Source organism: Streptococcus sp. S1, from assembly GCF_034137685.1.
In the GTDB taxonomy this organism is placed as follows: Bacteria; Bacillota; Bacilli; order Lactobacillales; family Streptococcaceae; genus Streptococcus; species Streptococcus dentalis.
This window is the reverse complement of the sequence record NZ_CP139418.1, coordinates 1,270,488-1,295,468: the sequence shown is the minus strand read 5'-3', so window position 1 is coordinate 1,295,468 and position 24,981 is coordinate 1,270,488. Positions and strand designations below refer to the sequence as shown.

Here is a 24,981-nt window from a genome sequence, read left to right as displayed (position 1 = left end):
TTAGGTGAGTACGGACGTCAGCGAACTTCTACGAAGTTCCATGACTTAGTTTTGAACCTAAAGTTTCAAAACTCCCGAATGCCTGAAACTAAATTGTTTCAGGCACTTTTCTCACGGCGGAAAGTTTTAATGTTCTCTTAATTCGTTATACAAATTAAGTAGATATTTATTTCTTTACAGAATCACTTTACTTATTTACTTTAATAATAGTTTGTCTACATTCTAACTAATCTGTTGCTGAGCTGTCTGCATCTTGTAGTAAACACCTTGCGCTTCCATTAGCTCTTCATGAGTGCCATGTTCAACAATATCGCCATCGACCATGACAAGGATCATATCAGCATTTTGAATGGTCGATAAGCGGTGAGCAATGATAAAGCTGGTCCGTCCCTTCATGAGCTGATTAAAGGCGTCTTGAATCAAGACCTCAGTCCGAGTATCGATGGAGGATGTCGCCTCATCCAAGATCAAAATCTTAGGAACCGAAAGGAAAACCCGCGCAATCGTTAAGAGTTGGCGTTGTCCTTGAGACAAAGACTCTCCAGCATCTGAAAGATAAGTATCATACCCTTGTGGCAACTGCCGAATGAAGAAATCTGCATTGGCCGCTTTGGCTGCTTCTATGACTTCTTCTCTAGTTGCATTTGGACGAGAAAAGGCAATATTTTCATGAATGGTCCCGACCTTAAGCCAAGTTTCTTGCAGGACCATACCAAACTGTTGGCGGTAAGAAGCACGAGTGTAGTCCGTAATTGGTACCCCATCAATCGTGATCTCTCCAGAATTAACAGGGTAGAAACGCATGAGCAAATTAATCAAGGTCGATTTTCCTGCTCCTGTAGGCCCTACAATGGCCACTTTACTGGCGGCTGGAACCTGAATGGTTAGATCTTTAATCAAAGTCCGCCCTAAATCATAGCCAAATGTGACGTGTTCAAAACCAATCGCGCCTTTAACATCCTGACTTTCCAGGACCCGTTGCCCCGTCTCTTCGACCTCAGCTTGATCCAAGACGCTGTACAAGCGCTCTGCGCAGGCAAGGGCACTTTGGAGTTCTGACAAGACAGAGGAGATATCATTAAAGGGCTTGGTGTATTGGTTGACATAATTGAGGAAGGTCACCAATTGACCGACAGTAAAGTGAGATCCCGAAATAATGCGTACAGCACCAAATCCAGCCACTACTGCATAAATCAAGGCATTCACAAAGCGAGTGGCAGGGTTGACAGTTGAGGAATAAAAGACAGCGGATTGGGAATAATTGGCATAGCTTTCATTAGTCCCTTTAAAAGCCGTACGGAATTGATCCTGAGCATTAAAGGACTGGATCAAACTTTCCTGGGTCAAAGACTCTTCGATCAACTGGGTTTGAAGACCACGCGCCTTGGTCTGCTTTTTGAAAAGCGTATAAGAACGCTTGGCAATAAAACGAGCAATCAAGAGGGATAAAGGGGTCAAGACCAGAACCGCCACCATCATAAAGAAATCCAATTCTGCCATCGTCACGATAGTGACAAGAATGGTTAAGAGGCCAACAAAGAACTGGTTAAAGACCATCAGAAGACCACTATTGAGTTGCTCTACATCGGTCGTGAGGCGACTGACGAAGTCCCCGCTCCCTTGTTTATCTAGATAAGACAAGGGCAATCGGTATACTTTTTCCATCACTTCTGCTCTTAGGCTTTGGCTAAAACGATAGACCAATTGATTGTAGAGAAGAGGATTGATCCATTGGATCAAGGTATTGGCCACAATGACCAGAACCATTTGGATCAAAACGGGCCATAAGACTGTCATCCCTTGAGGATTAATGACCAAGTCAACCGCATGTCCGATCAGGATCGGCAACCAAACCGTTAAGGCCACTTGAGCGATGGTTCCAAGACTAGCTAGGATCAGGAGCCCGGGATGGTGAGCAAAATCTCTAAATAGACGTTTTACATAACTAGAACGTTTTTGACTCATGCTTCCTCCCTCCCGTGTTGTGAATAATGAATTTCTTGATAAATCTCATTGGTAGACAAGAGGAAATCATGATTTCCCAGTCCAACTTGATGTCCCTTGTTCAAGACTAAAATCTGATCAGCAGACTTGAGACTATTGGTTCGTTGTGATACTAAGATCAAACTCGTATCACTCAATTCTTCTTTAATCGATTTTAAGAGACGAGCTTCCGTCAAATAATCCAAGGCAGAAGTTGAATCATCCAAAATCAAGAAAGGAGCCTTCTTCAAAAGGGCACGCGCAATGGTCAACCGCTGGCGTTGGCCACCTGAGAAATTTCGACCAAAGGCTTCCACTGGCTCATCGAGTTGTCCTTCTTTTTCACGAACAAAATCAGCCGCCTGAGCTGTTTCTAGTGCCCACCACAAATCTTCATCCGATAGATTTTCTTCCATTCCAAGTAAGAGATTCGAGCGGATGGTTCCTCTAAAGAGCTCTGCCTTCTGTGGGACAACAGCTACCCACTCCCGCCACTCCTTAAGAGTTTTAGGAGAGTGACCTTGATGAAAGAGGGCTAATTTTCCATGACTAACGGAATATAAGTGACTCAATAACTGAACCAGGGTGGATTTCCCAGATCCTGTACCACCGATAATTCCCAACATCTGTCCATGATCCAGATCAAAGGAAATATCTTCTAGAGCTGGGCTTGAAGCCGTTGGATAAGTGAACGAAACTTTCTGGGCGCTGATCGCTTCTTGCTCTCTTGCAGTTTCTACTGGCAAAGCTTCAAGGAGGTCTTCTTCCTTCAAATCAAAAATCTCTTGGACACGCTTGGCAGAAATATAGCTGACATTTAAAGACGTAACCAGCATCGCGAGTTTGATCAATTCTGTTAAAATTTGCAATAAATAATTGACCAAAGCGACCAACATCCCTTGGGTTAGTAGGCCAGCAGAGATAGTTAGTTGTCCCTGCCAAATGACACAGACCAAGGTCGTATTGACCACAAGGAAGGTCAAGGGACTCACCAAACTAGACCAGATACCAACACGAATTTGCCAGATCTTGTAGTCCTGATTGACCTCTCTAAAATCTTCTAATTCACCAGACTGTTGTCCAAAGGCTCGAATCACCCGCATCCCTTGAAATTGCTGACGCGTCACCGTAACCATCCGGTCTGTGATTTTCCGAATCTTAGCAAAGAGCGGATTGACAATCCGTGACATGATCACAATAATCAGGGTTAAAATCGCCACCATCCCCAAGAACCAAAGGGTTAGTTTAGGACTGATGGTGAAAGCCATGATGATCGATCCAAAGACAATAATGGGTGCTCTCAAAAAGAGGCGCAAGAATTGGTTGATCCCAACCTGGATTTGATAGGTATCAGAAGTGAGACGGGTTACCAAACTAGAAGTCCCGATCCTATCTCGCTTGTCCTTTGGAAGTGATAAGATCTTATCATACAAATCCTTGGTCATCTCTCGGGTAAAGCCGACAGCTGCTTTAGAAGAAAAATACTGGGCCGTAATAGCTACGACGACACCAAAGCTCGCAAATAAAAACAAAACACCGACCGTCATCACAACTGCGCTCGTTTCCTTTTTTGGAATGACCTGATCGACTAAGTGGGCGATGATTAAGGGGACACACAATTCAAAAATAGCTTCTAAGAGTTTAAAAACGGGCCCTAGAAAAGTTTCCCATAGATAGCCCTTAAAATACTTCAATAATGATTTCATACGACTCGATTCTTTTTTTAATGGATATACATATTTTACCACAAATTCTTAAGATGAAAAAACTCTCCCTGGAAAGCAGAGAGAGTTGAATACTGACCAGATGAAGGTCAGAAATCTTATTCCTTCTTTGTCACCTTGCTTAAGGTCTTGCCCATTTTCCCCAACCCAAACATCAAGAGAGGGAAAGAGAATAGCGTTATAAGGCCTAATACAAGAAAGACTGCTACAAAGCCATAGCTATCAATGAACCAACCAGTCAGTGGGAAAATGACAATCATAGATAAACTAAACATCATCGAATTGATACTCAGCATAGTTGCTCGTACACTGGATGGCAGATAAGCTTGTAAATCATTGTAGTAGATAGGTTGATAAACGGCATAAAGGGCATTGGTCAAGAGATAGACACTCAGATAGGCAAATGGAGTCTTGAATGTTACCAAAAGCAAGACCAAACCTGTCAGTGCAACTAGAATCGGAAAGATTTGATTACTATTCCATTTTTTCCCGATTTGACTGGCCAAATAAACCGCTAGGAGATTGAATCCACTACCAATCAACATGATAAGCGAAACCTGCCAACTGGCTAGGTCACTGATTTTCTGTTGGTAGTAAAAATAAAACATACACATGATGGTCCCTACCAACTGATAGGTGAGCATCCAGTAAAACAAGACTGGTTTGTCCTGCCATTCTTGTTTCACTACCTCCAATATCCGCTTTAAGGTCAAATGATTTCTTTCATCACTCTTGCTCTCTGGCTCCTTCATCAGAAAAATCAGGAGAATAGAAAGCAAGGAAAGCCCAATAGCAATATAATAGGTCCAAGCCAATGCTCCGTGAATAAAGAAGCCTGCCACCACTGTACCTAACGTTCGGGTAACTTCGGCCACACCAGACAAGAAGCTGGAAATCTGAAGATAACGGTCCTTTTGGCCCGCTTCTACTGCTGAATCAAATAAGAAAGCGGTACTGGTCCCCGAGTCAAAATTATAAGACCAAGCATTGACCATCATGGCAATGGCATAGATCCAAAAATTCCCCTGACCAAATAAAATCAAGATAGAAGATCCAATACTGGACAAGCGAGCCAAATAGAGATTGGTCTTGTAGCTAAATCGATCAGCTAACATACCAGACGGGATCTCACACAAGAGACTCGTCCCATGAAAGATACTCTCTAATAAACCAATCTGAAGTAAAGAAAGACCATTCTGAATAAAAAAGAGAATCCAAAAACTGGTGATTCCAAAATAAGATGTAAATTCCAGACCTGCTAGGAGTGAAATATTGCGTTTGTAAGTTCTTTTAAACATCGTTTTTCCTCTTTCAATAGATTATATAAGTGTTTCTAAAAGACTTACTTAGATTTGCCTACATCTTCTCCACCTCCTTCATTTTTTCTTGATTCATTTCTTGACGCAGCTGGGCCACTTGATTAGACAAGGACACCAACAATTCGGTTTGCAACTTTTGAATTTCCAGTAAATCCGTCTGGTCTTGCTGCACCATATGATCAATCTTCGTATGCAGTAAGCGAATTTCTCTTTCCGACTCCATATTGACGTTAAAGTCATTTCGCGCTTGCAGGCGATCATAATCTGCTGCCCTGTTTTGGCTCATCATGATCAAAGGAGCTTGAATCGCCGCAATCGTAGAAAGTGCAAGATTGAGCAAGATGAAAGGATAAGGGTCAAAATTCCAGCCAAAGGGATGCAAGACATTGATCAACATCCAGATAGCCATCATCATGATGAAGCTAATAATAAAGGTCCAAGAACCACCGAAGCGCGCAACAGAATCCGCCACCCGCTGACCGAAGGTATAGCTGGCTGTCAAGCGGTCTTCAACGTTAAAGGGACGCTCGCTTTCAGGCATGACACCTGTCACCTGCTGTTTAATGGCTTCGTTTTTATCATTGGCACGCTCAATAATCTGTCCAAGATAATCCATACAATATTGGCTCAAATTTTTATACGTGATAAAATCATCTATTTGACTTTCCGGGTAGGAGGTCTTGAGCATCTGTTGAATACTATGGTCTAGATCTGCGATCAAAGACCCCTGACCATCCTCGTATTCTTTCCCATCGATGATATCTATTTTCAGCATTGAGTTTCCTTTCATAGTTTTTGGAGCAGATAAAAGTGAAAAACGCCTAATGGCGTTTTTACGTCTATTAAGGTTTGATACGATGCAACATACGTGGGAATGGAATGGCTTCACGGATGTGTTTAGTACCAGCTGCGAAGGTTACCATACGCTCGATACCGATACCAAATCCACCGTGTGGAACTGTACCGTATTTACGAAGATCAAGGTAGAATTCATACTCTGTAAGATCCATGCCAAGAGATTCCATCTTCGCAACAAGGGCGTCGTAGTCTTCCTCACGCATAGATCCACCGATGATTTCTCCGTACCCTTCTGGTGCAAGCAAGTCTGCACAAAGCACGCGGTCTGGATTACCAGGAACTGGCTTCATGTAGAAGGCCTTGATGTCAGCTGGATAGTTGATCACGAAGGTTGGTACACCAAAGTGGTTTGAAATCCACGTTTCGTGTGGTGAACCGAAGTCATCACCATGTTCAAGATGTTCGTAGTCCGCATCTTCATCGTTCTCATGCTCTTGCAAGAGATCAATGGCTTCATCGTAAGTAATGCGTTTGAATGGCTCAGCAATGTAGCGTTTCAAGAGCTCAGTATCACGCTCCAATGTTTCCAAGGCTTGAGGAGCACGGTCCAACACACCTTGGAGCAAAGCTTTAACATAAGCTTCTTGCAAGTCAAGTGACTCATCATGTGTCAAGTATGAGTACTCCGCATCCATCATCCAGAACTCAGTCAAGTGACGGCGAGTCTTAGATTTTTCAGCACGGAATACTGGACCAAAGTCAAAGACACGACCAAGCGCCATAGCACCTGCTTCCAGATAAAGCTGACCTGATTGGCTCAAGTAAGCTGGAGTACCGAAGTAGTCTGTTTCAAAAAGTTCAGTTGAATCTTCTGCAGCATTTCCTGAAAGAATTGGGCTATCAAACTTCATGAAGCCATTCTTATCAAAGAATTCATAAGTTGCATAGATGATAGCGTTACGGATTTGCATAACAGCAACTTGTTTGCGTGAACGCAACCACAAGTGACGGTTGTCCATCAAGAAGTCTGTTCCGTGTTCTTTTGGAGTGATTGGGTAATCTTGAGATTCACCGATCACTTCGATGTCTGTAATATCGAGCTCATAACCAAATTTAGAACGCTCGTCTTCTTTGACAATCCCTGTTACGAAAACAGATGTTTCTTGGCTTAGACGTTTGATGGTGTCAAATTTTTCAAGACCTACTTCTTCGCCGAATTTTTCGATAAAGTTTGGTTTGAAAGCAACACCTTGGAAGAAGGCCGTTCCGTCACGCAATTGCAAGAAAGCGATCTTCCCTTTTCCTGATTTATTCGCAACCCAAGCACCGATGGTCACTTCTTGACCTACATAGTCTTTTACTTCGATGATAGTAATCCGTTTTGTCATCATTCATCTTCCTTTTCTCGTTAAACTTGTCCGAAGACATTATCTTCTTAATTGTATCATAAATAGGCTTTCAGTGCTAGGTTCTACCTGTGAAAACCAGATATTTTTTAAAGAAAAAGATCCTCAGCTCATTACTAAGGATCTTGTAATTTTATTTTTCCATAAAGGCCTTGAGTCGGCGAACAGCTTCTTTCAGGGTATCCAAATCTGTCGCATAAGACAAGCGAACATTTTCAGGGGCACCAAAGCCAGCTCCCGTTACTAAAGCAACCTCTGCTTCTTCTAAAATTGCTGTGGTAAATTCCGTCACATCCGTATAGCCCTTCATCTCCATGGCCTTCTTGACATTTGGGAAGAGATAGAAGGCTCCTTGAGGTTTGATGGCTTCAAAACCAGGTACTTCATTCAACAAAGGATAAATAGTATTCAAGCGTTCTTCAAAAGCTTGACGCATGATCTCAATAGAAGATTGATCTCCTGTGAGGGCTTCGATTGCAGCATATTGGGAAACGGTTGTTAAGTTGGAAGTTGTTTGGCTGATTACCTTGGCCATGGCTCCAATAATCTCAGGATCTCCTACAGCAAAACCAACCCGCCAACCTGTCATAGCATAGGTTTTAGAAACTCCATTTATCACGATAGTTTGCTTGCGAATCGCTTCTGATAAGCTAGAAATGGGCGTAAAGGTATTGCCATTGTAGACCAATCGTCCATAGATATCGTCTGCCAAAATCAAGATGTCATGCTCGACAGCCCAATTTCCGATCGCTTCGAGTTCTTCTTTACTGTAGATCATCCCTGTTGGATTGGATGGCGAATTCAGCAAGACAACTTTGGTCTTGTCTGTCCGAGCTGCTTCCAGTTGCTCAACCGTTGCCTTGAAGTGATTTTCTTCTGTTGTTTGGAAAGTAACAGGTGTGCCTTCTACCATCTTGACCTGGTCTACATAAGAAACCCAGCAAGGGGTTGGAATGATGACTTCATCACCTGGATTGATGACAGAAGTAAAGAAGGCATAGAGGATAAACTTAGCACCAGTACCGACCACAACCTCATTTCGGTTCACTGCATAGCCATAAAACTCTTTCATATAGTCGCTAATGGCATCCTTCAATTCTGGAAGTCCAGATGCTACCGTATAAAAGCTAGCGCGACCATCCTCGATGGAAGCGACTGCTGCTTCTTGAATATTTTTTGGAGTCGCAAAGTCAGGTTGACCCAGGGTCAAACTTAAGATATCACGACCTTCTGCTGCCAAAGCTTTGGCACGCGCATTTGCAGCCAAGGTCACACTTTCTTCCATTTCCAATACACGATTTGATAATTTCATATTTCCTCCTCAAATCTTAAAAAACACCGGTGACTTTCCCAGTCTTGAAATCCACCACATAATAGGAACTCCCGGCCTTGACTTCCCAGATCGGTTTTCCTTTAAAGCGTCCAAAAGTGACACGATCAATCGCGTCCTGACTCTTCTCTTTGACGACAGAAGCTGCCTCTTTGGAACTAACTCCTTCTTTCAAAGGGTAGGTATAGACTGCATCATCCGCCTGCGCCACCAAGACCGCTAATTCTTGTCCTTCTTGGTCCTTGCCAATGAAGGAAAGATACGCTTCTTTGCCATGAAAGAAACTCTCCGTCTCAATGGTCGTAATCGAAGAGTGAGACAGAGCTATTTTTCTTGCTTGCGCCATTTGATCCTGCAAGCGATCAGAAGTTTTTTCAGCAAGAAATAGCCAAGAAAAAAGGATCGTCAACACTAAGATACAGATTCCTATTATATGTTGCCATACTATAAAAAGATTATTTTTCTGTTTCACTCCCTCATTATACACCAAAGCTACCTAGAATTCTATAGATTTTCAAGAAAGAATTGTTGCTAATATTTCATACCTATTACAATGTTTTAGCATGAAATTATTTGATAAACAAACTAAAATCAACACCTTTGCTATTATGTGTTCATAGTTTAATAAATTTGTCACAATTTTGTAACTAATTTGAAAATAAAATTAAACGACAGAAATACTATTTATTGATAAAATATAGATATGGAAAATTTAAAGAGATTATTCAAAGAAGCAAACGTAGATTTAAAAACCATGATCGTCTTCCACAAGGCAGAACGATTGATCCGTGCCTCTGAGGCTCATATCTTTAAAAAGCACCAGTTGACACCAACTCAATTCTCTGTACTTGAGACCTTGTACAGCAAAGGCGATCTCCGCATTCAAGATCTGATTGATAGCATTCTTGCGACCTCTGGGAATATGACTGTGGTTATTCGCAATATGGTCCGCGATGGTTGGATTACACGCGAAACCGATCCAGAAGACCGCCGTGCTTATCTTGTATCTATTACAGATGCCGGTCGTAAAAAAATCGAAGAAGCTCTTCCAGATCATATCAAAAATATTCAACGCTTGATGCAAGTCTTTAATAGTGGCGAGCAAGCTGAGTTGACAGAACTCTTGAAGAAATTCAAACATATCGCCTAAGCCTACTGCTCAAGACGATTCTGACTCCAAAATCCTCTATTTTGGAGTTTTCATCGTGCATTCTCTTTATCTAACAGATCAAAAAAATATTCCTGACGCTTCTCAGGAATATTTTTATTTATTCTTTCACAAAGACCCATTCTTTCTCTTGCGATAAATCCTCACGATAAGAGAAACCTGCTACTTCTAATGATTTCAGATCTTCTAGATGGGTGATTTCTTCCTTCATCATGGCTGTCACCATGGCCCCACGTGCTTTCTTTGAAATCGTCGAGTGAATCTTCAGTGTCCCATCACGATTCTCCATGAATTTGATCCGAATTATTCGCTCACGAATGGCTTTTGAAAAGACCTGTTCAAACTCAGAGGACAAAAGGGATAAGATCTGCTCCTCACCTTCTACTGCCTGATCATAGTCCTCTTTCCAGAGTACCTTTAGAGATTTTCCAGCTGGTTTTAACTTCATCATAAAATCCAAGCGATGGGGAGCAATCCCTTCATAGGCAGGTAGCACACCGTATAAAGCAGTCGTGATCAACAAATGCTCCTGCAGATAAGCCTGCTCTTTTTCGGATAAGTCTTGACGCTCGATACTACGATACATAAGGCCATCAAACAGTTCTAAAGCAGGATAGGTTTTAGCACTCCCAGCTAACAGAGCCTCAATTCTTTCCTTTTCTACTAGGGCTCTTTCCTCTGAGATACCGTAAAAGGTCGCTAATTCTTCTAGCGAGAATGCCTTCAAAGCTTGGAGGATGGTTTTTGTGTTCTCTGACAAGGGTTGGGGCTCGACGATACGAGCCTGTTCGTTCAGTTCTTTGGCGGATGGAATTAATAGTTTCATAGGTCTATTGTACCATATTTTTCAAATTTTCTTGACAGGAGTTTTTATTAATGTTATTATCTAGTTATGAAAACTAGATTAAAGAAAGGTGAAGATTTCGTGTCCACTTTTTCCTATCCAACGTGGGAGCAACTGCCTGAGCTAGACCTCTATCTCGATCAGGTCCTTCTTTATGTCAATAAAACCTGTGCACCTGTTCTCTCTTCTTCAGACAAGGGCTTGACGGCTGCCATGATCAACAATTACGTAAAACATGGCTATGTCGAGAAACCAGATAAGAAGAAATACCAGCGTAGACAGGTGGCCCGCTTGATCGCTATTACAACCTTAAAAACGGTCTTTTCTATTCAGGAGATTGCTTCTACCTTGAATTTCTTGCAGGACCAGGCAAGCTCAGATCTTCTCTATAATAGCTTTGTCGCTTATCTCAATGAGCAAAAAGAGCCAATCGCTCCTATCATTCGCTCTGCCTGTCAGACAGTTCAACTTTATCTTGAAACCCTATCTTATATTCAACCAGTAAAAACGGAGGAAGAAACTGATGAATTACACCATGAAACTAAGTAAAAAATTATCCTTTGGAGAAGAGATCGCAAATAGCGTAACCCATGCTGTTGGCGCCCTCCTCATGTTGATCTTACTTCCGATCTCAGCAGTCTATAGTTTTGAGCAACACGGTCTTCTCAGTGCTTGCGGGACTTCTATCTTTGTTATCAGTCTCTTTTTGATGTTTCTGTCTTCGACCGTCTACCATGCTATGTCTTACGATTCACCTCAAAAGTATGTGCTTCGTATTATCGACCATTCCATGATCTACATTGCGATCGCAGGCAGTTACACACCAGTTGTCCTCACCTTGATGAATAACTGGATGGGCTACAGCATTATCTTGATCCAATGGGGGACCACCATCTTTGGTATTCTCTACAAAATCTTTGCCAAAAGAGTCAATGAAAAGTTCAGTCTCGCTCTTTACTTGATCATGGGCTGGTTGGTCATCTTTATCATTCCCCAAATCGTTAGTCAAACCAATCCGATCTTCTGGGGTCTCATGCTCATGGGTGGTCTGTGCTACACGGTTGGAGCCGGCTTTTATGCCAAGAAAAAACCTTACTTCCATATGATATGGCACCTTTTCATCCTTGCAGCTTCTGCTCTTCAGTATTTAGCCATCGTTTACTTTATGTAATACTGCTACCACTCTTCGGAGTGGTTTTTTTGTGATTTTTTCTGTACAATAGAAAAAAACTGTATGGGGACAGTCAGAATGAAGACAAGCAAATACCAAGAAATTATTCATGTTTTAAAAAAAGGTATTCAAGATGGTGAACTAGAAACTGGACAGAAAATTCCTTCTGTTCGTCAATTAGCCAGTCAATTTTCTTGTAGTAAGGACACGGTGCAACGAGCCTTGCTGGACTTGACTTACCAGCACTTCCTCTATGCTAAGCCTCAAAGTGGCTACTATGTTTTGGAGCAAGAACCGAATCGACATGAGGATCTTCCACTAAAATTAGAGAAAGATCGCAACCAGGCTTTTGAGGACTTCCGGACCTGTATCAATGAAACCTTGATTGGACGGGAGAATTATCTCTTCAACAACTTTTCGGACCAAGCAGGCTTACTCGAAGTACGCCAATCCATTCAAGGCTTATTAAAGGAGGAAGGGATTTATACGACTGCGGATCAGATTGTTTTGACTGCTGGTACCCAGCAGGCGCTTAATATCCTCAGCCAGATTGATTTTCCCAATAAAAAATCGCAGATTTTGATCGAGCAACCGACTTATCACCGGATGAACCAACTCCTTGATTCGCAGCAACTTGCCTACCGTACCATTCAACGTAATTTAACGGGGATTGATCTCGAAGAACTTGAAGAGATTTTCAAAAGTGGCCATATCAAATTCTTCTACACGATTCCTCGTTTTCACTATCCGCTAGGTCATAGCTATTCGACCAAGCAGAAAGAAGCGATCTTGCAACTAGCTGACCAATATGATGTCTACCTTGTTGAGGACGACTATTTGGGAGATCTTGATGGTAGTAATGCTCCATCTTTTCATTATTTGGATCAAAAGGGCCGAGTCATCTACATCAAATCTTTTTCGACCAATCTCTTTTCTGCTCTTCGCATCACTTCCATGATCCTTCCTCAAGACCTTCTAAAGCCGGTCTTAACCTATAAGACGATTCTGGACTATGATAGCAATCTGATCATGCAAAAGGCCTTAAGTCTCTACATTGATAATGGTATGTATCTGACAAATAAAAAGCGACTCCTAGCCAGAAAAAAAGAGGAAGAAGCCAGTCTAAAGACCTTGATGGCCCAGTCTCCTCTTCTTCCCCATCTGACCCTGACCCACGATGGGATCCTTTTAGAACTCGGCCAAGTTCAATCACTTGCTGCCTTAAAACACAGTGGACTCCCGCTTGATTTCTTTGAAGCAGCCTACATCACTTCTTGTCCTTATCAACTCGCCAAGATCCAATCAGCAGATGTGGCCAACGTTTTACCAAAACTTACAACTTTTTTTGAATGAGAAACCCTCGTACAGATTATACGAGGGTCTTTCTTATTTCTTCAATTGCTCATAAATAAGTTTGGCATTTTGAAGGCCGATCCGATAATCGAGGCGAATCAGGCGAATCGCTTCCATCTCTGGTTCTTTGAGGTACTTCTCTCTTTGTTCCTTGGAAATACTACCTGGTTTTAGAAGATAATGAGTAAATTGATTTCTGACTTTATTGAGCTCAACTTGAAGGGTGAAATAGAGTCCAAATAAGACAATAACAACTCCCATCAGGATCAGATCGTTTGACATGGTGTATGCTCCCTTTTTCTGTTCTTTTCTTTATTTTACAGCTTTCAAGCAAGAAAAACAAGGTTAAACTTGCATTTAGACCTTGTTTGTCCTTATTTCATCATACCGGCCTGGAGGTCATACATTTTCTTATACGTTCCTCCTAGAGCAATGAGTTGGTCGTGGTTGCCTGATTCGATGATTTTTCCTTTATCGAGAACATAGATGCAATCGGCATCTTGGATGGTAGAAAGGCGATGGGCAATGGCAATGGTTGTCCGCCCTTGGCGCATCTTCTTCAGAGAATTTTGGATCATCTCTTCCGTCTCTTGGTCGATATTGGCAGTGGCCTCATCCAAAATGAGGATCTTAGGCTGGGCAGCAATCGTTCGGGCAAAAGCCAGAAGCTGACGCTGACCGGTCGACAAGGTAGAACCCCGCTCTGTTACCGGATGATCATAGCCACCAGGTAAACTCTCAATAAAGTCTGCTACATCCACAAATGCAGCTGCTTGTCGGATTTCCTCATCAGTCAGTTCTTCATGGTACATCCGGATATTAGAAGCAATGGTTCCATGATAGAGGAAGGGTTCCTGCAACACTAGACCAATGGACTTGCGCAAGGCTTCCTGGCTGTAGTCCTTGATATCCTGTCCATCAATCAAGATCTGGCCACGATCAAATTCATAAAAGCGCATGAAGAGATTGATAATAGAGGATTTACCAGACCCAGTATGACCAACAAAAGCGATGGTTTGCCCATTTTTGACCTCAAAGGAGATATCTTTTAGGACATCCCGTTTGCCATCATAAGAAAAAGATACATGGTCAAAACGAATATCTCCCCGCTCGATCTCTTTCAGGCTACCAGCTTGCTTGGGCTCATAGTCGTCTCGATCCATCATTTCAAACACACGACCTGCAGAAATGGTTGAGGTCTGCAAGGTTGCAAAATTTTGGGTGACATCAATCAAGGGCTGGAAAAGCTGGTTAACATATTGGATAAAGGCATAGATAAGACCTGCTGTAAAGCCTGAGGACTGCCAATTTAGGCCAAAAAAGGTTAGAATGACCGCATAAGCCAGGACCTGTAACAGGGTCATAGCTGGCCTCAAAAAGAGGGAATTGACATCCACAGATCGGTTGGCATAATCCAAATGTTCCCCATTAATCTGTTCGAATTCATCCGTCAAGCGCTTTTCTTGACGAAAGGCCTGCACGATCCGCATTCCTTCAATGGATTCCGATAATTTCACATTGATATCTGATAATTTTTGTCGGGTCATCTTGACCAAGCGATTGGATAACTTGCGATAGAGACGAATAGAAAACCAAATGATGGGAAGAAAAGGCAGGATCCAAATGGTCAAATGCCAGTCCAAGCTAAACATAGTTACCAGGGTGACTAGAAAGAGTAAAAAGGATGAAATCAGGCTTGAAAAGACCGTAGAAAACATATCTGCGACTGCCTGTGTATCATTAGTCACCCGCGAAACAATCGAACCTGCTGCTGTCTGGTCATAAAAGGACATGCCCAGCCTTTGAAGATTTTGGAAAATATCTAGACGGATATCTCTTACGATAGAATTGGATACACGCGCAAAGGTTAATTGACTCAGGTAGGTTGCTAGCACGCGCCCAATGAATAAGCCATAGTAGAGAATGAGAAACTGAAAAGCTGTCAGTACTGGAGAGCTAGCTTCTGTCGGATCCACTAGGTGGTCAATATACCAGCGAGCTGCAAGAGGAATCTCCGTCAATAACAGACTAGTCAGGAAGGTAAAGACTAAGGCTAGGGCTGTTAACCACTTATAACGCCACATGTAAGTCAAGAGCCGCTTCATCACATGAGCTTCAGATGTTTTCATTCAGCTTTCCCTCCATTTCTTCTGATAATTGTTGGGCTTGGTAGGTTTCATAATACCAACCTTTTTGAGCCATTAATTCCTCGTGATTTCCTCGCTCCTTGATCTGTCCATTCTCTATTACCAGAATCAAATCCGCATGAACGATAGCTGATAGGCGGTGGGCTGTGATGATCGTTGTTTTCCCCTTGCGTTCCAGCTTCATATTTTCAATAATTTGATGCTCCGTTTTAGCATCTACTGCAGACAGGGAATCATCCAAAATCAAGATCTCAGGATTCATGACCAAAGCACGACTCATGGCAATCCGTTGCTTTTGCCCGCCAGAAAGAGAGACCCCTCTCTCTCCCAACACTGTCTCCATCTGGTCTGGCATGGCCAGAATATCCTCATAGACTCCACAAGTTCTCAGAGCCTTCATTACCTCTTCTTCCTTGATCTGTGGATCTGAAAAAGCTACATTCTCGCGAATGGTCATGGCAAAGAGGATCTGATCTTGAGGGACGTAGCCGATCAAGCTTCGAAGATCTTCTAAGCGATAATGTTTGATGGAGATTCCATTGAGCAAAATATCTCCCTGCTCCAAGTCGTGCTCTCTAAGCAAGAGACGCAACAAGGTGGTCTTTCCAGATCCAGTTGGACCCACAATTCCAAGGGTTTGCCCTTTTTCTAAATAAAAGGCAACCTTTTCAAGGACAGGCTCTTTCTCATAGGCGAATTCTTTAATGTCATATTCCAGATCGCCGTTTTGAATGTCTGTGACTGGTTGACTCGGATCTTGAATATCAGGTGTTTCTGCTAAAAGTGTCTCAATCCGATCATAGGAGACGCTAGCACGCTGACTAATATTAAACAAGAAGCCCATGGCTTGAAGGGGCCAGACGAGCATATTGAGATAGGTAATAAAGGTTACGATTTGTCCAACCGTCAGGCTCCCTTCCTGAACAAATAGCCCTCCGAAGTAGAGCGTCAAAACATAGGAGAGACCGACAAAAAGAAGAGTAGTCGGATCAAACAAAGCATTGTAACCGGCTGAAGTCATATTCTTTGAAAAGACCATTTGATTGGTTTTTTCAAAAGCCCGAATCTCATCTGCCTGAAAACCAAAAGATTTGGTCACCTTGACTCCTGATACGGATTCCTGAACAAAGTTGTTCAGCTCTGAGAAGCCTTCTTGGGCCTCTTTGAAGGCTTTGTGGTTTTTGCGTCCAATAGCTGAAGTCACTACCACCATAACCGGTAAGGGCAAAATAGCTAAGAGGGTTAAGCGCCAATCAATCATGAAAAACATGCTGACCAGGGTCACCAAGGCTGTCACGGAAGCATCCACTGCAGACATAACCCCGCCACCGGCAAACATGGTTACCGCATTGATATCATTAGTAGCATGGGCCATGAGATCCCCTGTGCGATAACGCTGATAGAAAGATGGAGACATGAGCGTAAATTGCTTAAACAAACGGTAACGCAAGATCCGAGCCAACTTATTAGCCGTCCCAAAAATATAGCGTCTCCAGACAAAACGAAGGCCATACATGGAAAGAGCTGCTAGGACCAAAAGGGCAATATCCATAACTAACTGCCCCAGAGTCAGCCTTTTTTTATCGATCAAATCGATCACAAGCCCCATGATTCTTGGAGGAATGAGGTTTAAAAAACCAACCAAGATCAAGGACCCTATCCCGATCAAGTATCGCTTCTTCTCTAAATTAAAAAACCAAGATAATTTCCTCAACAGATTCATCTTATTTCCCCTTTTTGGTGAGTTGCCAGCTACTATCCACCAGAGCAAACAAGTCCTCATCAGCAATTGTTCCATCTAAGGGGATACTCACCCAATATTTTTTATTCATATGAAAAGCTGGATAAATCCCTTTCTGCTGGATGAAATGGGCTACTTGATCAGACTTAACATTCAAAACTTCTATTTTCCCAGACTTGCTAGCATCCAGTTTTTTCCAATCAATGGTCATAAAGACACCATACCACTTGAGGGTGTCTCGGTGGCGAATAGCGCCGGATTCCGGAGATCTTTCCCACAAATACTCAATCGTTCCCTGATAGTGCAGGGAGATATAGGCCATGAGACGCTTGGCTTGAGGATAGAGAAATTCTTCTACCTCAAAACAAGCTTGCCGAATCCTTGCAAGACTTTCCTGACAGGCTTCCCTGACTTGGCCGACGAAATTTCCTTGTAGCTGTTCCAGATGGATCTGGATATACTCGTCCCCTGTATCCTGATCATAGACCTGAAAAGAAATCTTCTGGTCGCAGACACGGACCTTTAAGAGAAAAGTGTCAGATAAGACGGGACACTGGTACTCATAGCCTGCCCCTCTCTTCTCAAATCCGTAAGCCAATCCCTTTTCTGGCTGAAAGGTGTACCGGTCAAAATAATGCTCTAAAAACATTTTCTCTCCCTTATTCATTTTTGCACTAGAAGAGGCTGGAAACAACGTCCCCAACCTTGATAACGGATCTTCAAAACTACTTCAAGCAGTGATCGTTTCTTCTTTAAAACACGATGCGCGTGCCATGCAGTTGACAAACGCCCAATTGCTCCAAAAAGAGCTGACGATTGTCAAGGGTCACACCTCCACCTGGCAGGATCTGAATTTTTCCCTTAGCCGCATCTAATAAACGATGATAGTGTGCAAAACGTTGCTCTAGTGGGTCACCTGGACTTCCAGCTCGTGATAAAATGCGGGCTACACCCTGATCAGAAAGCCACTCAATCGCTTCTAGCTGATCTGTATGAGCTAACTCATCAAAGGCCATATGAAAGACAACCTCTGCCTCTCCACAGGCTGCTAGTAAAAGCTGCATGATCCTCTGGTCCAACTTTCGATCGCTCGTCAGCGCTCCCAGCACAAAACAAGTAACCCCTATTTCTTTCGCAGCACGAATATCCGTCAGCATAGCTTCGACTTCCAGATCAGTATAGACAAAATCGCCACCTCGGGGTCGGATAATGACACATAGATCCACGGACTTCGCTCTTGTCAGTTTGATTGCTTCATTGATCACACCTATACTAGGTGTGGTCCCTCCTACTGCCAGGTTATCGCACAGTTCAATGCGACCTGCCCCAGCAGCAATCGCCTTATCAATATAAGTTAAATTCTCTGCACAAAATTCAAAGACAAGCATGACAACTCCAATTACAAAGACTTAAAACAAGGATATACTAACGGTTACCTTAGCATTGCCATTTTCCACTCTCGCTTTTGAGATGCTATAGCCTGCTTGAGGGATATCAAGGGTGATTTGATCACCATTCACTGTGAAGCCGCCTCCATTTTGATTGGATTGATCCTTCAAATAGTTGAGAACCAAGAATTTTGGAATGGGCATTTTCCCTAATTTAGCACCGGTCACGGTCAAATTCATGACATTGTTTTCAACTTGACCGGTCATGGTTAAATCTAGATAGCTATCAACTGGCCCTAAGGAAACAGGAACTTTGACATGAAGGTCATTGCCATCCATTCCTAATGCCATCTTTTGATAGTCAGAATTGTCAAGGGCGGATCCAGCACTTGTTTTTACGACCTGACTCAATTGCACTGAATTGAGACTTAGCTCAGTTGAGAGCCCTTCAGTGCTCACAGAGGCATTTGAAACAGCATTTTGAGCCAACTCAATCAAAGAACTCCCTGCCTGCACATTTCTCAGTTGCTCTCCTTCAGGGATAGATCCAGGAACCAACAAGATCACTAATAACATAAATAAAACGATCACCATGCCAATTAGGCGTCTCATCCACTTAAACATCTGCTCCTCCAATACGTGAAAAGTTGTATTCTTATTGTACCCTAAATCTAAAGAAATTGCGACTAAGAGGGGCCTTTAGAAAGCAAAAGAGACCGAGGAAACCTCGCATCTCTCTTTGCATTATTTCGATTTAATGTAGTTAACACCATCTGCTTTAGGCGCAACTGCTTGTCCGAAGAAGGCTGCCAAGACAACCATGGTCAAGACGTAAGGCGCAATTTGCAAGTAGATGGATGGGATACCTTTAAGCAAAGGCAATTGATTCCCGATAACAGCCAAACTTTGTGAAGCTCCAAAGAAGAGACTAGCAAGCATTGCCCCGATTGGGTTCCATTTCCCGAAAATCATAGCTGCGAGGGCGATGAAACCAGGACCAACAATAGTAGTCACCGCGAAGTTAACGGAAATAGACTGAGCGTAAATGGCTCCTCCGATTCCTGCTAGGGCACCTGAGATCATCACTCCTAAGTAGCGCATTTTATAAACATTGATTCCCAATGTATCTGCTGCTTGTGGGTGTTCCCCAACTGAACGAAGACGCAATCCAAATTTTGTCTTGAACATGATGAACCAAGCAAAGAATGAGAAGAGAATCGCAACCCAGCCGATGATGCTGGCATTGTTGAAGAAAATATCCCCAATTACCGGAATTTTAGATAAGACCGGAATGGAAGTCTTCCCAAAGGCAACTTTGATATTATCCGTTTGCCCCTTGTTATACATCGCTTTAACTAGAAAGACGGCTAACGGAGGTGCCATCAAGTTCAATACTGTACCTGAGACGATATGGTCAGCACGGAAATGAATGGTTGCCACCGCGTGGATCAAGGAGAATAATACTCCAATTCCTGCAGCAACAATCAAAGACAACCATGGTGTCAAATTCCCTAAGCTTGGCTCAAAAGTCAGGTTAAAGACAATTCCTGAGAAGGCTCCCATAACCATAATTCCTTCCAGACCAACGTTAACAACCCCAGCGTGTTCTGAGTAAGCTCCTCCGATACTTGTGAAGATCAGTGGCGCCGCATACACAATCATAGAGGAAACAAGAATACTTAAAATCGTTACAATACTCATTAGTTTGCTCCTCCTTTTTTAGCTGAACGCATTGAAATCATCTTTTCGATAATGTAGTGAGCACATACGAAGAAGATAATGGATGCTGTCACAATTTGAACGACTTCTTCAGGGATTGCAGCTGGCTTCATACCAACTCCCCCAATTTGAAGTGCTCCAAACAAGAAGGCAGCAAATGGAATCCCAATTGGTGAATTCATTGCAAGAAGGGCAACGGCCATTCCGTTAAATCCAACACTCATTGAGCTAGTTTGAACATAGACATTTGAGTAAATACCCAGACCTTCTACTACCCCACCGATACCAGCAAGAGCACCAGAAATGATCATAGAAAGGATAATGGTGCGTTTTGCAGACATCCCTGCGTATTCTGCCGCATTGGCATTGAGACCAACGGCACGGATTTTAAAAACCAAGAGTTGTTTTCTTCATCAAGAACCAGATGACTACCACTGCAATGATAGCAAAGAAGATCCCGATGTTCATTTGTGATTTGTCCGTCAAATTACGCAACCACTCCGTCTGGTAGACAGCGTTGGCTCCCACATCAATAGTTGAGTCCTTGTTTTTCATCAAGGAAGCTGGGAAGCTATGGATCAAGGCATTCCCACCATAGAGAACAATGTAGTTCATCATAATGGTGATGATCACCTCACTGGTTCCAAGATAGGCACGAAGGAAACCTGGAATCGCTCCAATAAATCCACCTGCAATAGCCGCAATCAAAACGGTTATTGGAATCATCAGTAATCGAGGCATATTTGGGAAGGAAAGAGCAAACCAAGTCGCCATGATCCATCCTGCAAAAGCCTGACCAGGAAGTCCAACGTTAAAGAAGCCGGCTCGGCTAGCTACCGAAAATCCAAGAGCAACCAAAATCAGTGGCCCCATAGCACGGGAAATATTACCCCAACTCTTAATCGAACCAAAGGCTTTCTTAAACAGCAATTCATATCCCCAAAGGGCATCATAGCTGAAGGCCCACATAATAATGGCACCCAAGACCAATCCTAAAAGGACAGACACCAATGGAACAGCAATTTGTTTTAAATTCTTATTCATTAGATGCTCCCTCCTCTACTTTTCCTCCTGCCATGAGGATTCCAAGTTCTTGCTTATTCGTCGTTTCAGGGGTTACGATCCCTTGGATCTTCCCATCATGAATAACCGCAATACGGTCAGAAACATTCAAAATCTCATCTAATTCAAAGCTGACAACCAGAACGGCTTTCCCATTATCCCGTTCTTGAATCAAACGTTTGTGGATATATTCAATCGCTCCAACGTCCAAACCACGAGTTGGCTGGCTGACGATCAAGAGATCTGGATCGCGATCGATTTCCCGCGCGATAATGGCTTTTTGCTGGTTTCCTCCAGAGAGAGCCTTAGCTGGTACCACTTCACTAGCTGCACGAACGTCAAACTCATCCATCAACTTCTTGGCATAAGAGGTAATATTTGGATAATTCAAAATACCATTCTTGCTAAGAGGTTCTTTGTAGTAAGTTTGAAGAGCCATGTTTTCAGAGATCATCATATCAAGGACCAAACCATCCCGGTGACGGTCTTCAGGGACGTGCCCTACCTTCATTTCTGTGATTTGACGTGGACGTAGTCCTACAACATCCTTGCCTTTAATCTTAATTGAACCCGATTTTACCTTCCGTAGACCTGTAATGGCTTGGATCAACTCAGATTGACCATTTCCATCAATCCCTGCGATCCCAACGACTTCACCAGCACGAAGTTCTAGCGAAAGATTCTTAACAGCTGGGACTCCCCGGTTTTCGTTTACAACCAAGTTCTCAATCGACAAGACCACTTCTTTCGGTTCAGAAGGACCTTTCTCCGTTTTAAAGGAAACAGAACGACCGACCATCATTTCGGCCAAGTCTTGGTTGGTAGCTCCACCAATCTCGACTGTTTCAATAGATTTCCCGCGACGGATAACCGTTACGCGGTCTGAAACAGCACGGATTTCATCCAACTTGTGCGTAATCAAGATAATGGATTTTCCTTCATTCGCCAAGTTCTTCATGATTGTCATCAATTCTTCGATTTCTGCTGGTGTCAACACTGCAGTTGGTTCATCGAAGATCAGGATGTCGGCTCCACGATAAAGCGTCTTTAAGATTTCCACACGTTGCTGCGCACCAACGGAAATATCCTCAACTTTAGCATTTGGATCTACTGCCAGGCCATATTTTTTAGACAAGTCAAGGATATCTTGGCTGGCTTTTTTAAGGTCCAAAACACCATGTTTAGTGGTTTCAGAACCAAGGATGATATTTTCAACAACAGTGAAGGCTTCAACTAACATAAAGTGTTGGTGCACCATTCCAATTCCTAAAGAAGCTGCTTTTGAAGGTGAGTCTAGGTTAACAGTATTTCCATTTACCACAATGTCTCCGCTTGTTGGTTCCAACAAACCAGCCAGCATATTCATCAGGGTAGATTTCCCTGCACCATTTTCTCCAAGAAGTGCATGGATTTCACCTTTGCGCAACTGAAGATTAATCTTGTCATTTGCTACAAAGTCACCAAATTTTTTGGTAATCTCACGCATTTCGATGACATATTCATGTGTCATGTGGGTGTTTTCCTCTCAAAATTTTTTTATTTCAATAAAATCTGCTAGAGAACTAACAGATTTTATTGAGACAAAAATGTCTCACTTTAAAAGAAACGGCCCTTAAAGGGAGGGCCGCCCAATCAAATATTATTTTTCAGGAACTTTAAGAGATCCATCAAGGATTTTAGCTTTGGCATCTTCGACAGCTTTTTTAGCATCTGCAGAAAGGTTGTCAGTTGTCAAATCAACTCCACCATCTTTCAAGCTATAAGTAATCACTTTACCGCCAGGGAATTTACCGTCAGCAGCTTTCTTAGCCAAGTCTTTTACAGATTCTCCGACTTTCTTCAAGCTTGAAGCCAAGACAAAGTTAGATTTTTTACCATCTTTAGAAGTGTATTCACCCTCAGCTTTTTGGTCACGGTCCACACCAAGAACCCAAACTTTTTCGTCTTCATTTTTCTTCTCGTTCAAGTCTTTTGCTTCAGAGAAGACACCTGCTCCAGTACCACCAGCTACTTGGTAGATAACGTCTGCACCTGCAGCGTATTGTGCAGCAGCAATTGTTTTACCTTTAGCAGCGTCACCGAATGAACCAGCGTAGTCTACTTGAACTTTGATAGATGGGTCAACAGATTTAACACCAGCTTCAAATCCAGCGCGGAAACGAGTGATAACTTCACTTTCCATACCACCTACAAAACCAACTTGTTTAGTTTTTGTAGTTTTCGCAGCAGCGATACCAGCAAGGTAACCAGCTTCGTTGTCGGCAAAGACAGCAGATGCTACGTTCTTTTTACCTTCAATACGGTCGTCAATGATAACAAAGTTTGTTCCTTCGTTGTCAGAAGCCGCTTTTTCTACTGCATCACGCAAGGCAAAACCAACACCAAAGATCAATTTGTAGTCGTTAGAAACAGCTTCATCAAGGTTTGTCGCATATTGAGATTCATCTGTTGATTGGAAGTAGTCAAATCCGTTTCCTTTAGAAAGACCGTTTTCTTTCCCCCAAGCTTGCAAACCTTCCCAAGCAGATTGGTTGAATGATTTGTCATCCACACCACCAGTATCGGTAACGATAGCAGCTTTCAAATCAGTTTTTGATTCTGAGTTTGCGCTATCTTTTTTAGACGCACGATTTCCACATGCTGCAAGTCCGATAGCAGCGACAGTTACTAGACCAAGGCCTAGCCATTGTTTCTTGTTCATTACTGAACCTCCTAAATTATTGTGCAACATTGTTGCGAAGTATTGAAAGGGTCAAAAGACCGCCTCACAGACCAACTAAGTCAAGTCTGTAAAGGAATATGGAAGTAATTCCTTGACCGTCATCACGACCGTCGATTTATCTTTAGATACCAAAGTTACAGGCAGGTCTGGTTCAAAAAATTCAGCCATGACCTGACGACAAGCACCACACGGAGAGATGGGCTTTTCTGTTTGCCCATAGATAATCAGCTCTTTGAACTCGCGAGCTCCTTCAGAAACAGCTTTAAAAATGGCTGTCCGTTCTCCACAGTTGGTTAATCCAAAACTGGCATTTTCGATATTGACACCTGTATAGATTTCCCCATCCTTCGTTAGCAGTACAGCTCCAATTGGGAAGTGAGAGTAAGGCACATAGGCTTGTTGACTCACTTCAACTGCTAAGTCAATCAACTCAGTAGTCGCCATGAGCCACCTTTCCTTCCATGATGGCTACACCAGAAGAAGTCCCGATACGGGTCGCACCTGCTTCGATAAAAGCAAGAGCATCTTCATAAGAGCGAGCACCACCAGAAGCCTTAACACCCATGTCGGGTCCAACAGTTTGACGCATTAAGGCTACATCTTCTACCGTTGCTCCTCCAGTTGAAAAGCCAGTTGAAGTCTTCACAAAGTCTGCGCCAGCTAACTTAGCAATTTGACAAGCAACGATCTTTTCATCATCGGTTAAGAGACAAGTCTCAATGATGACTTTGACCAGCTTATCACCGCTCGCTTCGACTACAGCTTGGATATCTTCCTCAACTAGTGCTAAATTCTTAGACTTAAGAGCCCCGATATTAATGACCATGTCAATCTCATCGGCACCATTTTGAATCGCATTTTTTGTCTCACACGCTTTGACAAATGGTGTATTTGCTCCTAAAGGAAAACCAATGACGGTACAAACTTTAACGTCTGAATCGCGCAAGCCCTCAGCCGCAAAATTCACCCATGTCGGGTTCACACAGACACTCGCAAAATCATAAGCCTTGGCTTCTTCGATCAGCTTTTCGATCTGTTCTTGTTGTGCATCTGGTTTTAAAAGAGTGTGATCGATATATTTATTTAACTTCATACAATCTCCTGAG

General features: G+C 42.8%; 23 protein-coding genes and 1 pseudogene. 4 read left to right on the top strand and 20 right to left on the bottom strand.

All coding sequences use genetic code 11. The features are described from left to right. Positions 1 to 222: 222 nt before the first annotated feature. The 7 genes from SM121_RS06310 to SM121_RS06280 form a co-directional block, all read right to left on the bottom strand. Positions 223 to 1,965 (bottom strand): ABC transporter ATP-binding protein, encoded by a 1,743-nt coding sequence (locus SM121_RS06310; RefSeq protein WP_320910656.1) that lies wholly within the window; start codon positions 1,963 to 1,965, stop codon positions 223 to 225. Further along, positions 1,962 to 3,689 carry an ABC transporter ATP-binding protein gene (locus SM121_RS06305; protein ID WP_320910655.1) on the bottom strand — a complete coding sequence of 576 codons (1,728 nt, stop codon included), beginning with the start codon at positions 3,687 to 3,689 and terminating at the stop codon, positions 1,962 to 1,964. Before SM121_RS06305 ends, SM121_RS06310 begins: the two co-directional genes overlap by 4 nt. A gap of 116 nt (positions 3,690 to 3,805) precedes the next feature. Further along, on the bottom strand, positions 3,806 to 5,005 hold the full coding sequence (locus SM121_RS06300; protein WP_320910654.1) for an MFS transporter: 1,200 nt from the start codon (positions 5,003 to 5,005) through the stop codon (positions 3,806 to 3,808). 58 nt (positions 5,006 to 5,063) lie between these two features. After that, the gene (locus SM121_RS06295; protein ID WP_320910653.1) at positions 5,064 to 5,801 is read right to left on the bottom strand and encodes a DUF1003 domain-containing protein; all 738 of its coding nucleotides are present in this window, start codon (positions 5,799 to 5,801) and stop codon (positions 5,064 to 5,066) included. 67 nt (positions 5,802 to 5,868) lie between these two features. Next, positions 5,869 to 7,215: an asparagine--tRNA ligase gene (gene asnS, locus SM121_RS06290; RefSeq protein WP_195487552.1), complete on the bottom strand. Its 1,347-nt coding sequence runs from the start codon at positions 7,213 to 7,215 to the stop codon at positions 5,869 to 5,871. A 148-nt stretch (positions 7,216 to 7,363) separates the two neighbouring features. Continuing rightward, entirely contained in the window at positions 7,364 to 8,542 is a 1,179-nt protein-coding gene (locus SM121_RS06285; protein ID WP_003014756.1) for a pyridoxal phosphate-dependent aminotransferase, read from the bottom strand. A gap of 16 nt (positions 8,543 to 8,558) precedes the next feature. Beyond that, positions 8,559 to 8,972, bottom strand: coding sequence for a cell wall elongation regulator TseB-like domain-containing protein (locus tag SM121_RS06280; protein WP_320910652.1), 414 nt, complete (start codon positions 8,970 to 8,972; stop codon positions 8,559 to 8,561). Positions 8,973 to 9,263: 291 nt separating this feature from the next. Between SM121_RS06280 and SM121_RS06275 the strand changes: the two genes are divergently transcribed. After that, positions 9,264 to 9,710, top strand: a complete 447-nt coding sequence (locus SM121_RS06275; RefSeq protein ID WP_003001765.1) for a MarR family winged helix-turn-helix transcriptional regulator — start codon at positions 9,264 to 9,266, stop codon at positions 9,708 to 9,710. A 118-nt stretch (positions 9,711 to 9,828) separates the two neighbouring features. Here the strand turns inward: SM121_RS06275 and yaaA are convergent, their stop codons facing one another. After that, positions 9,829 to 10,554, bottom strand: a complete 726-nt coding sequence (gene yaaA, locus SM121_RS06270) for a peroxide stress protein YaaA (RefSeq protein WP_320910651.1) — start codon at positions 10,552 to 10,554, stop codon at positions 9,829 to 9,831. 66 nt (positions 10,555 to 10,620) lie between these two features. On the opposite strand from yaaA, the gene SM121_RS06265 reads away from it, so the two are divergent. The 3 genes from SM121_RS06265 (at position 10,621) to SM121_RS06255 (ending at position 13,096) form a co-directional block, all read left to right on the top strand. Next, on the top strand, positions 10,621 to 11,121 hold the full coding sequence (locus SM121_RS06265) for a DUF1836 domain-containing protein (protein WP_049498294.1): 501 nt from the start codon (positions 10,621 to 10,623) through the stop codon (positions 11,119 to 11,121). Continuing rightward, positions 11,096 to 11,743: a PAQR family membrane homeostasis protein TrhA gene (gene trhA, locus SM121_RS06260; protein ID WP_320910650.1), complete on the top strand. Its 648-nt coding sequence runs from the start codon at positions 11,096 to 11,098 to the stop codon at positions 11,741 to 11,743. The genes SM121_RS06265 and trhA overlap by 26 nt, the downstream gene beginning before the upstream one ends. A 63-nt stretch (positions 11,744 to 11,806) precedes the next feature. Beyond that, the gene (locus SM121_RS06255; RefSeq protein ID WP_320910649.1) at positions 11,807 to 13,096 is read left to right on the top strand and encodes an aminotransferase-like domain-containing protein; all 1,290 of its coding nucleotides are present in this window, start codon (positions 11,807 to 11,809) and stop codon (positions 13,094 to 13,096) included. 33 nt (positions 13,097 to 13,129) lie between these two features. Here the strand turns inward: SM121_RS06255 and SM121_RS06250 are convergent, their stop codons facing one another. The 12 genes and pseudogenes from SM121_RS06250 to deoC all read right to left on the bottom strand — a co-directional run bounded on the left by SM121_RS06250 (position 13,130) and on the right by deoC (position 24,968). Continuing rightward, positions 13,130 to 13,378: a hypothetical protein gene (locus SM121_RS06250; RefSeq protein WP_003001593.1), complete on the bottom strand. Its 249-nt coding sequence runs from the start codon at positions 13,376 to 13,378 to the stop codon at positions 13,130 to 13,132. A 92-nt stretch (positions 13,379 to 13,470) separates the two neighbouring features. Continuing rightward, positions 13,471 to 15,225 (bottom strand): ABC transporter ATP-binding protein, encoded by a 1,755-nt coding sequence (locus SM121_RS06245; protein WP_320910648.1) that lies wholly within the window; start codon positions 15,223 to 15,225, stop codon positions 13,471 to 13,473. Continuing rightward, entirely contained in the window at positions 15,212 to 16,966 is a 1,755-nt protein-coding gene (locus tag SM121_RS06240) for an ABC transporter ATP-binding protein (protein WP_320910647.1), read from the bottom strand. The genes SM121_RS06245 and SM121_RS06240 overlap by 14 nt, the downstream gene beginning before the upstream one ends. A 1-nt stretch (position 16,967) precedes the next feature. After that, complete coding sequence (locus SM121_RS06235) at positions 16,968 to 17,633, bottom strand: MmcQ/YjbR family DNA-binding protein (protein WP_320910646.1); 666 nt, start codon at positions 17,631 to 17,633, stop codon at positions 16,968 to 16,970. Positions 17,634 to 17,736: 103 nt separating this feature from the next. Beyond that, on the bottom strand, positions 17,737 to 18,372 hold the full coding sequence (locus SM121_RS06230) for a copper homeostasis protein CutC (protein WP_320910645.1): 636 nt from the start codon (positions 18,370 to 18,372) through the stop codon (positions 17,737 to 17,739). A 21-nt stretch (positions 18,373 to 18,393) separates the two neighbouring features. Next, positions 18,394 to 18,996 (bottom strand): hypothetical protein, encoded by a 603-nt coding sequence (locus SM121_RS06225; RefSeq protein WP_320910644.1) that lies wholly within the window; start codon positions 18,994 to 18,996, stop codon positions 18,394 to 18,396. A 120-nt stretch (positions 18,997 to 19,116) separates the two neighbouring features. Next, the gene (locus tag SM121_RS06220; protein ID WP_155126008.1) at positions 19,117 to 20,073 is read right to left on the bottom strand and encodes an ABC transporter permease; all 957 of its coding nucleotides are present in this window, start codon (positions 20,071 to 20,073) and stop codon (positions 19,117 to 19,119) included. Further along, positions 20,073 to 21,135: pseudogene (locus SM121_RS06215) on the bottom strand (ABC transporter permease). Before SM121_RS06215 ends, SM121_RS06220 begins: the two are co-directional and overlap by 1 nt. Continuing rightward, positions 21,128 to 22,663, bottom strand: coding sequence for an ABC transporter ATP-binding protein (locus tag SM121_RS06210; RefSeq protein ID WP_155126012.1), 1,536 nt, complete (start codon positions 22,661 to 22,663; stop codon positions 21,128 to 21,130). The pseudogene SM121_RS06215 and the gene SM121_RS06210 overlap by 8 nt, the downstream one beginning before the upstream one ends. Positions 22,664 to 22,792: 129 nt before the next feature. Further along, positions 22,793 to 23,854, bottom strand: coding sequence for a BMP family lipoprotein (locus SM121_RS06205; protein WP_155198880.1), 1,062 nt, complete (start codon positions 23,852 to 23,854; stop codon positions 22,793 to 22,795). A gap of 75 nt (positions 23,855 to 23,929) precedes the next feature. Continuing rightward, a complete protein-coding gene (locus SM121_RS06200) occupies positions 23,930 to 24,319 on the bottom strand; it encodes a cytidine deaminase (RefSeq protein ID WP_155172025.1) in 390 nt (129 codons plus the stop codon). Next, on the bottom strand, positions 24,306 to 24,968 hold the full coding sequence (deoC, locus tag SM121_RS06195) for a deoxyribose-phosphate aldolase (RefSeq protein WP_003001619.1): 663 nt from the start codon (positions 24,966 to 24,968) through the stop codon (positions 24,306 to 24,308). Before deoC ends, SM121_RS06200 begins: the two co-directional genes overlap by 14 nt. Positions 24,969 to 24,981: the final 13 nt, after the last annotated feature.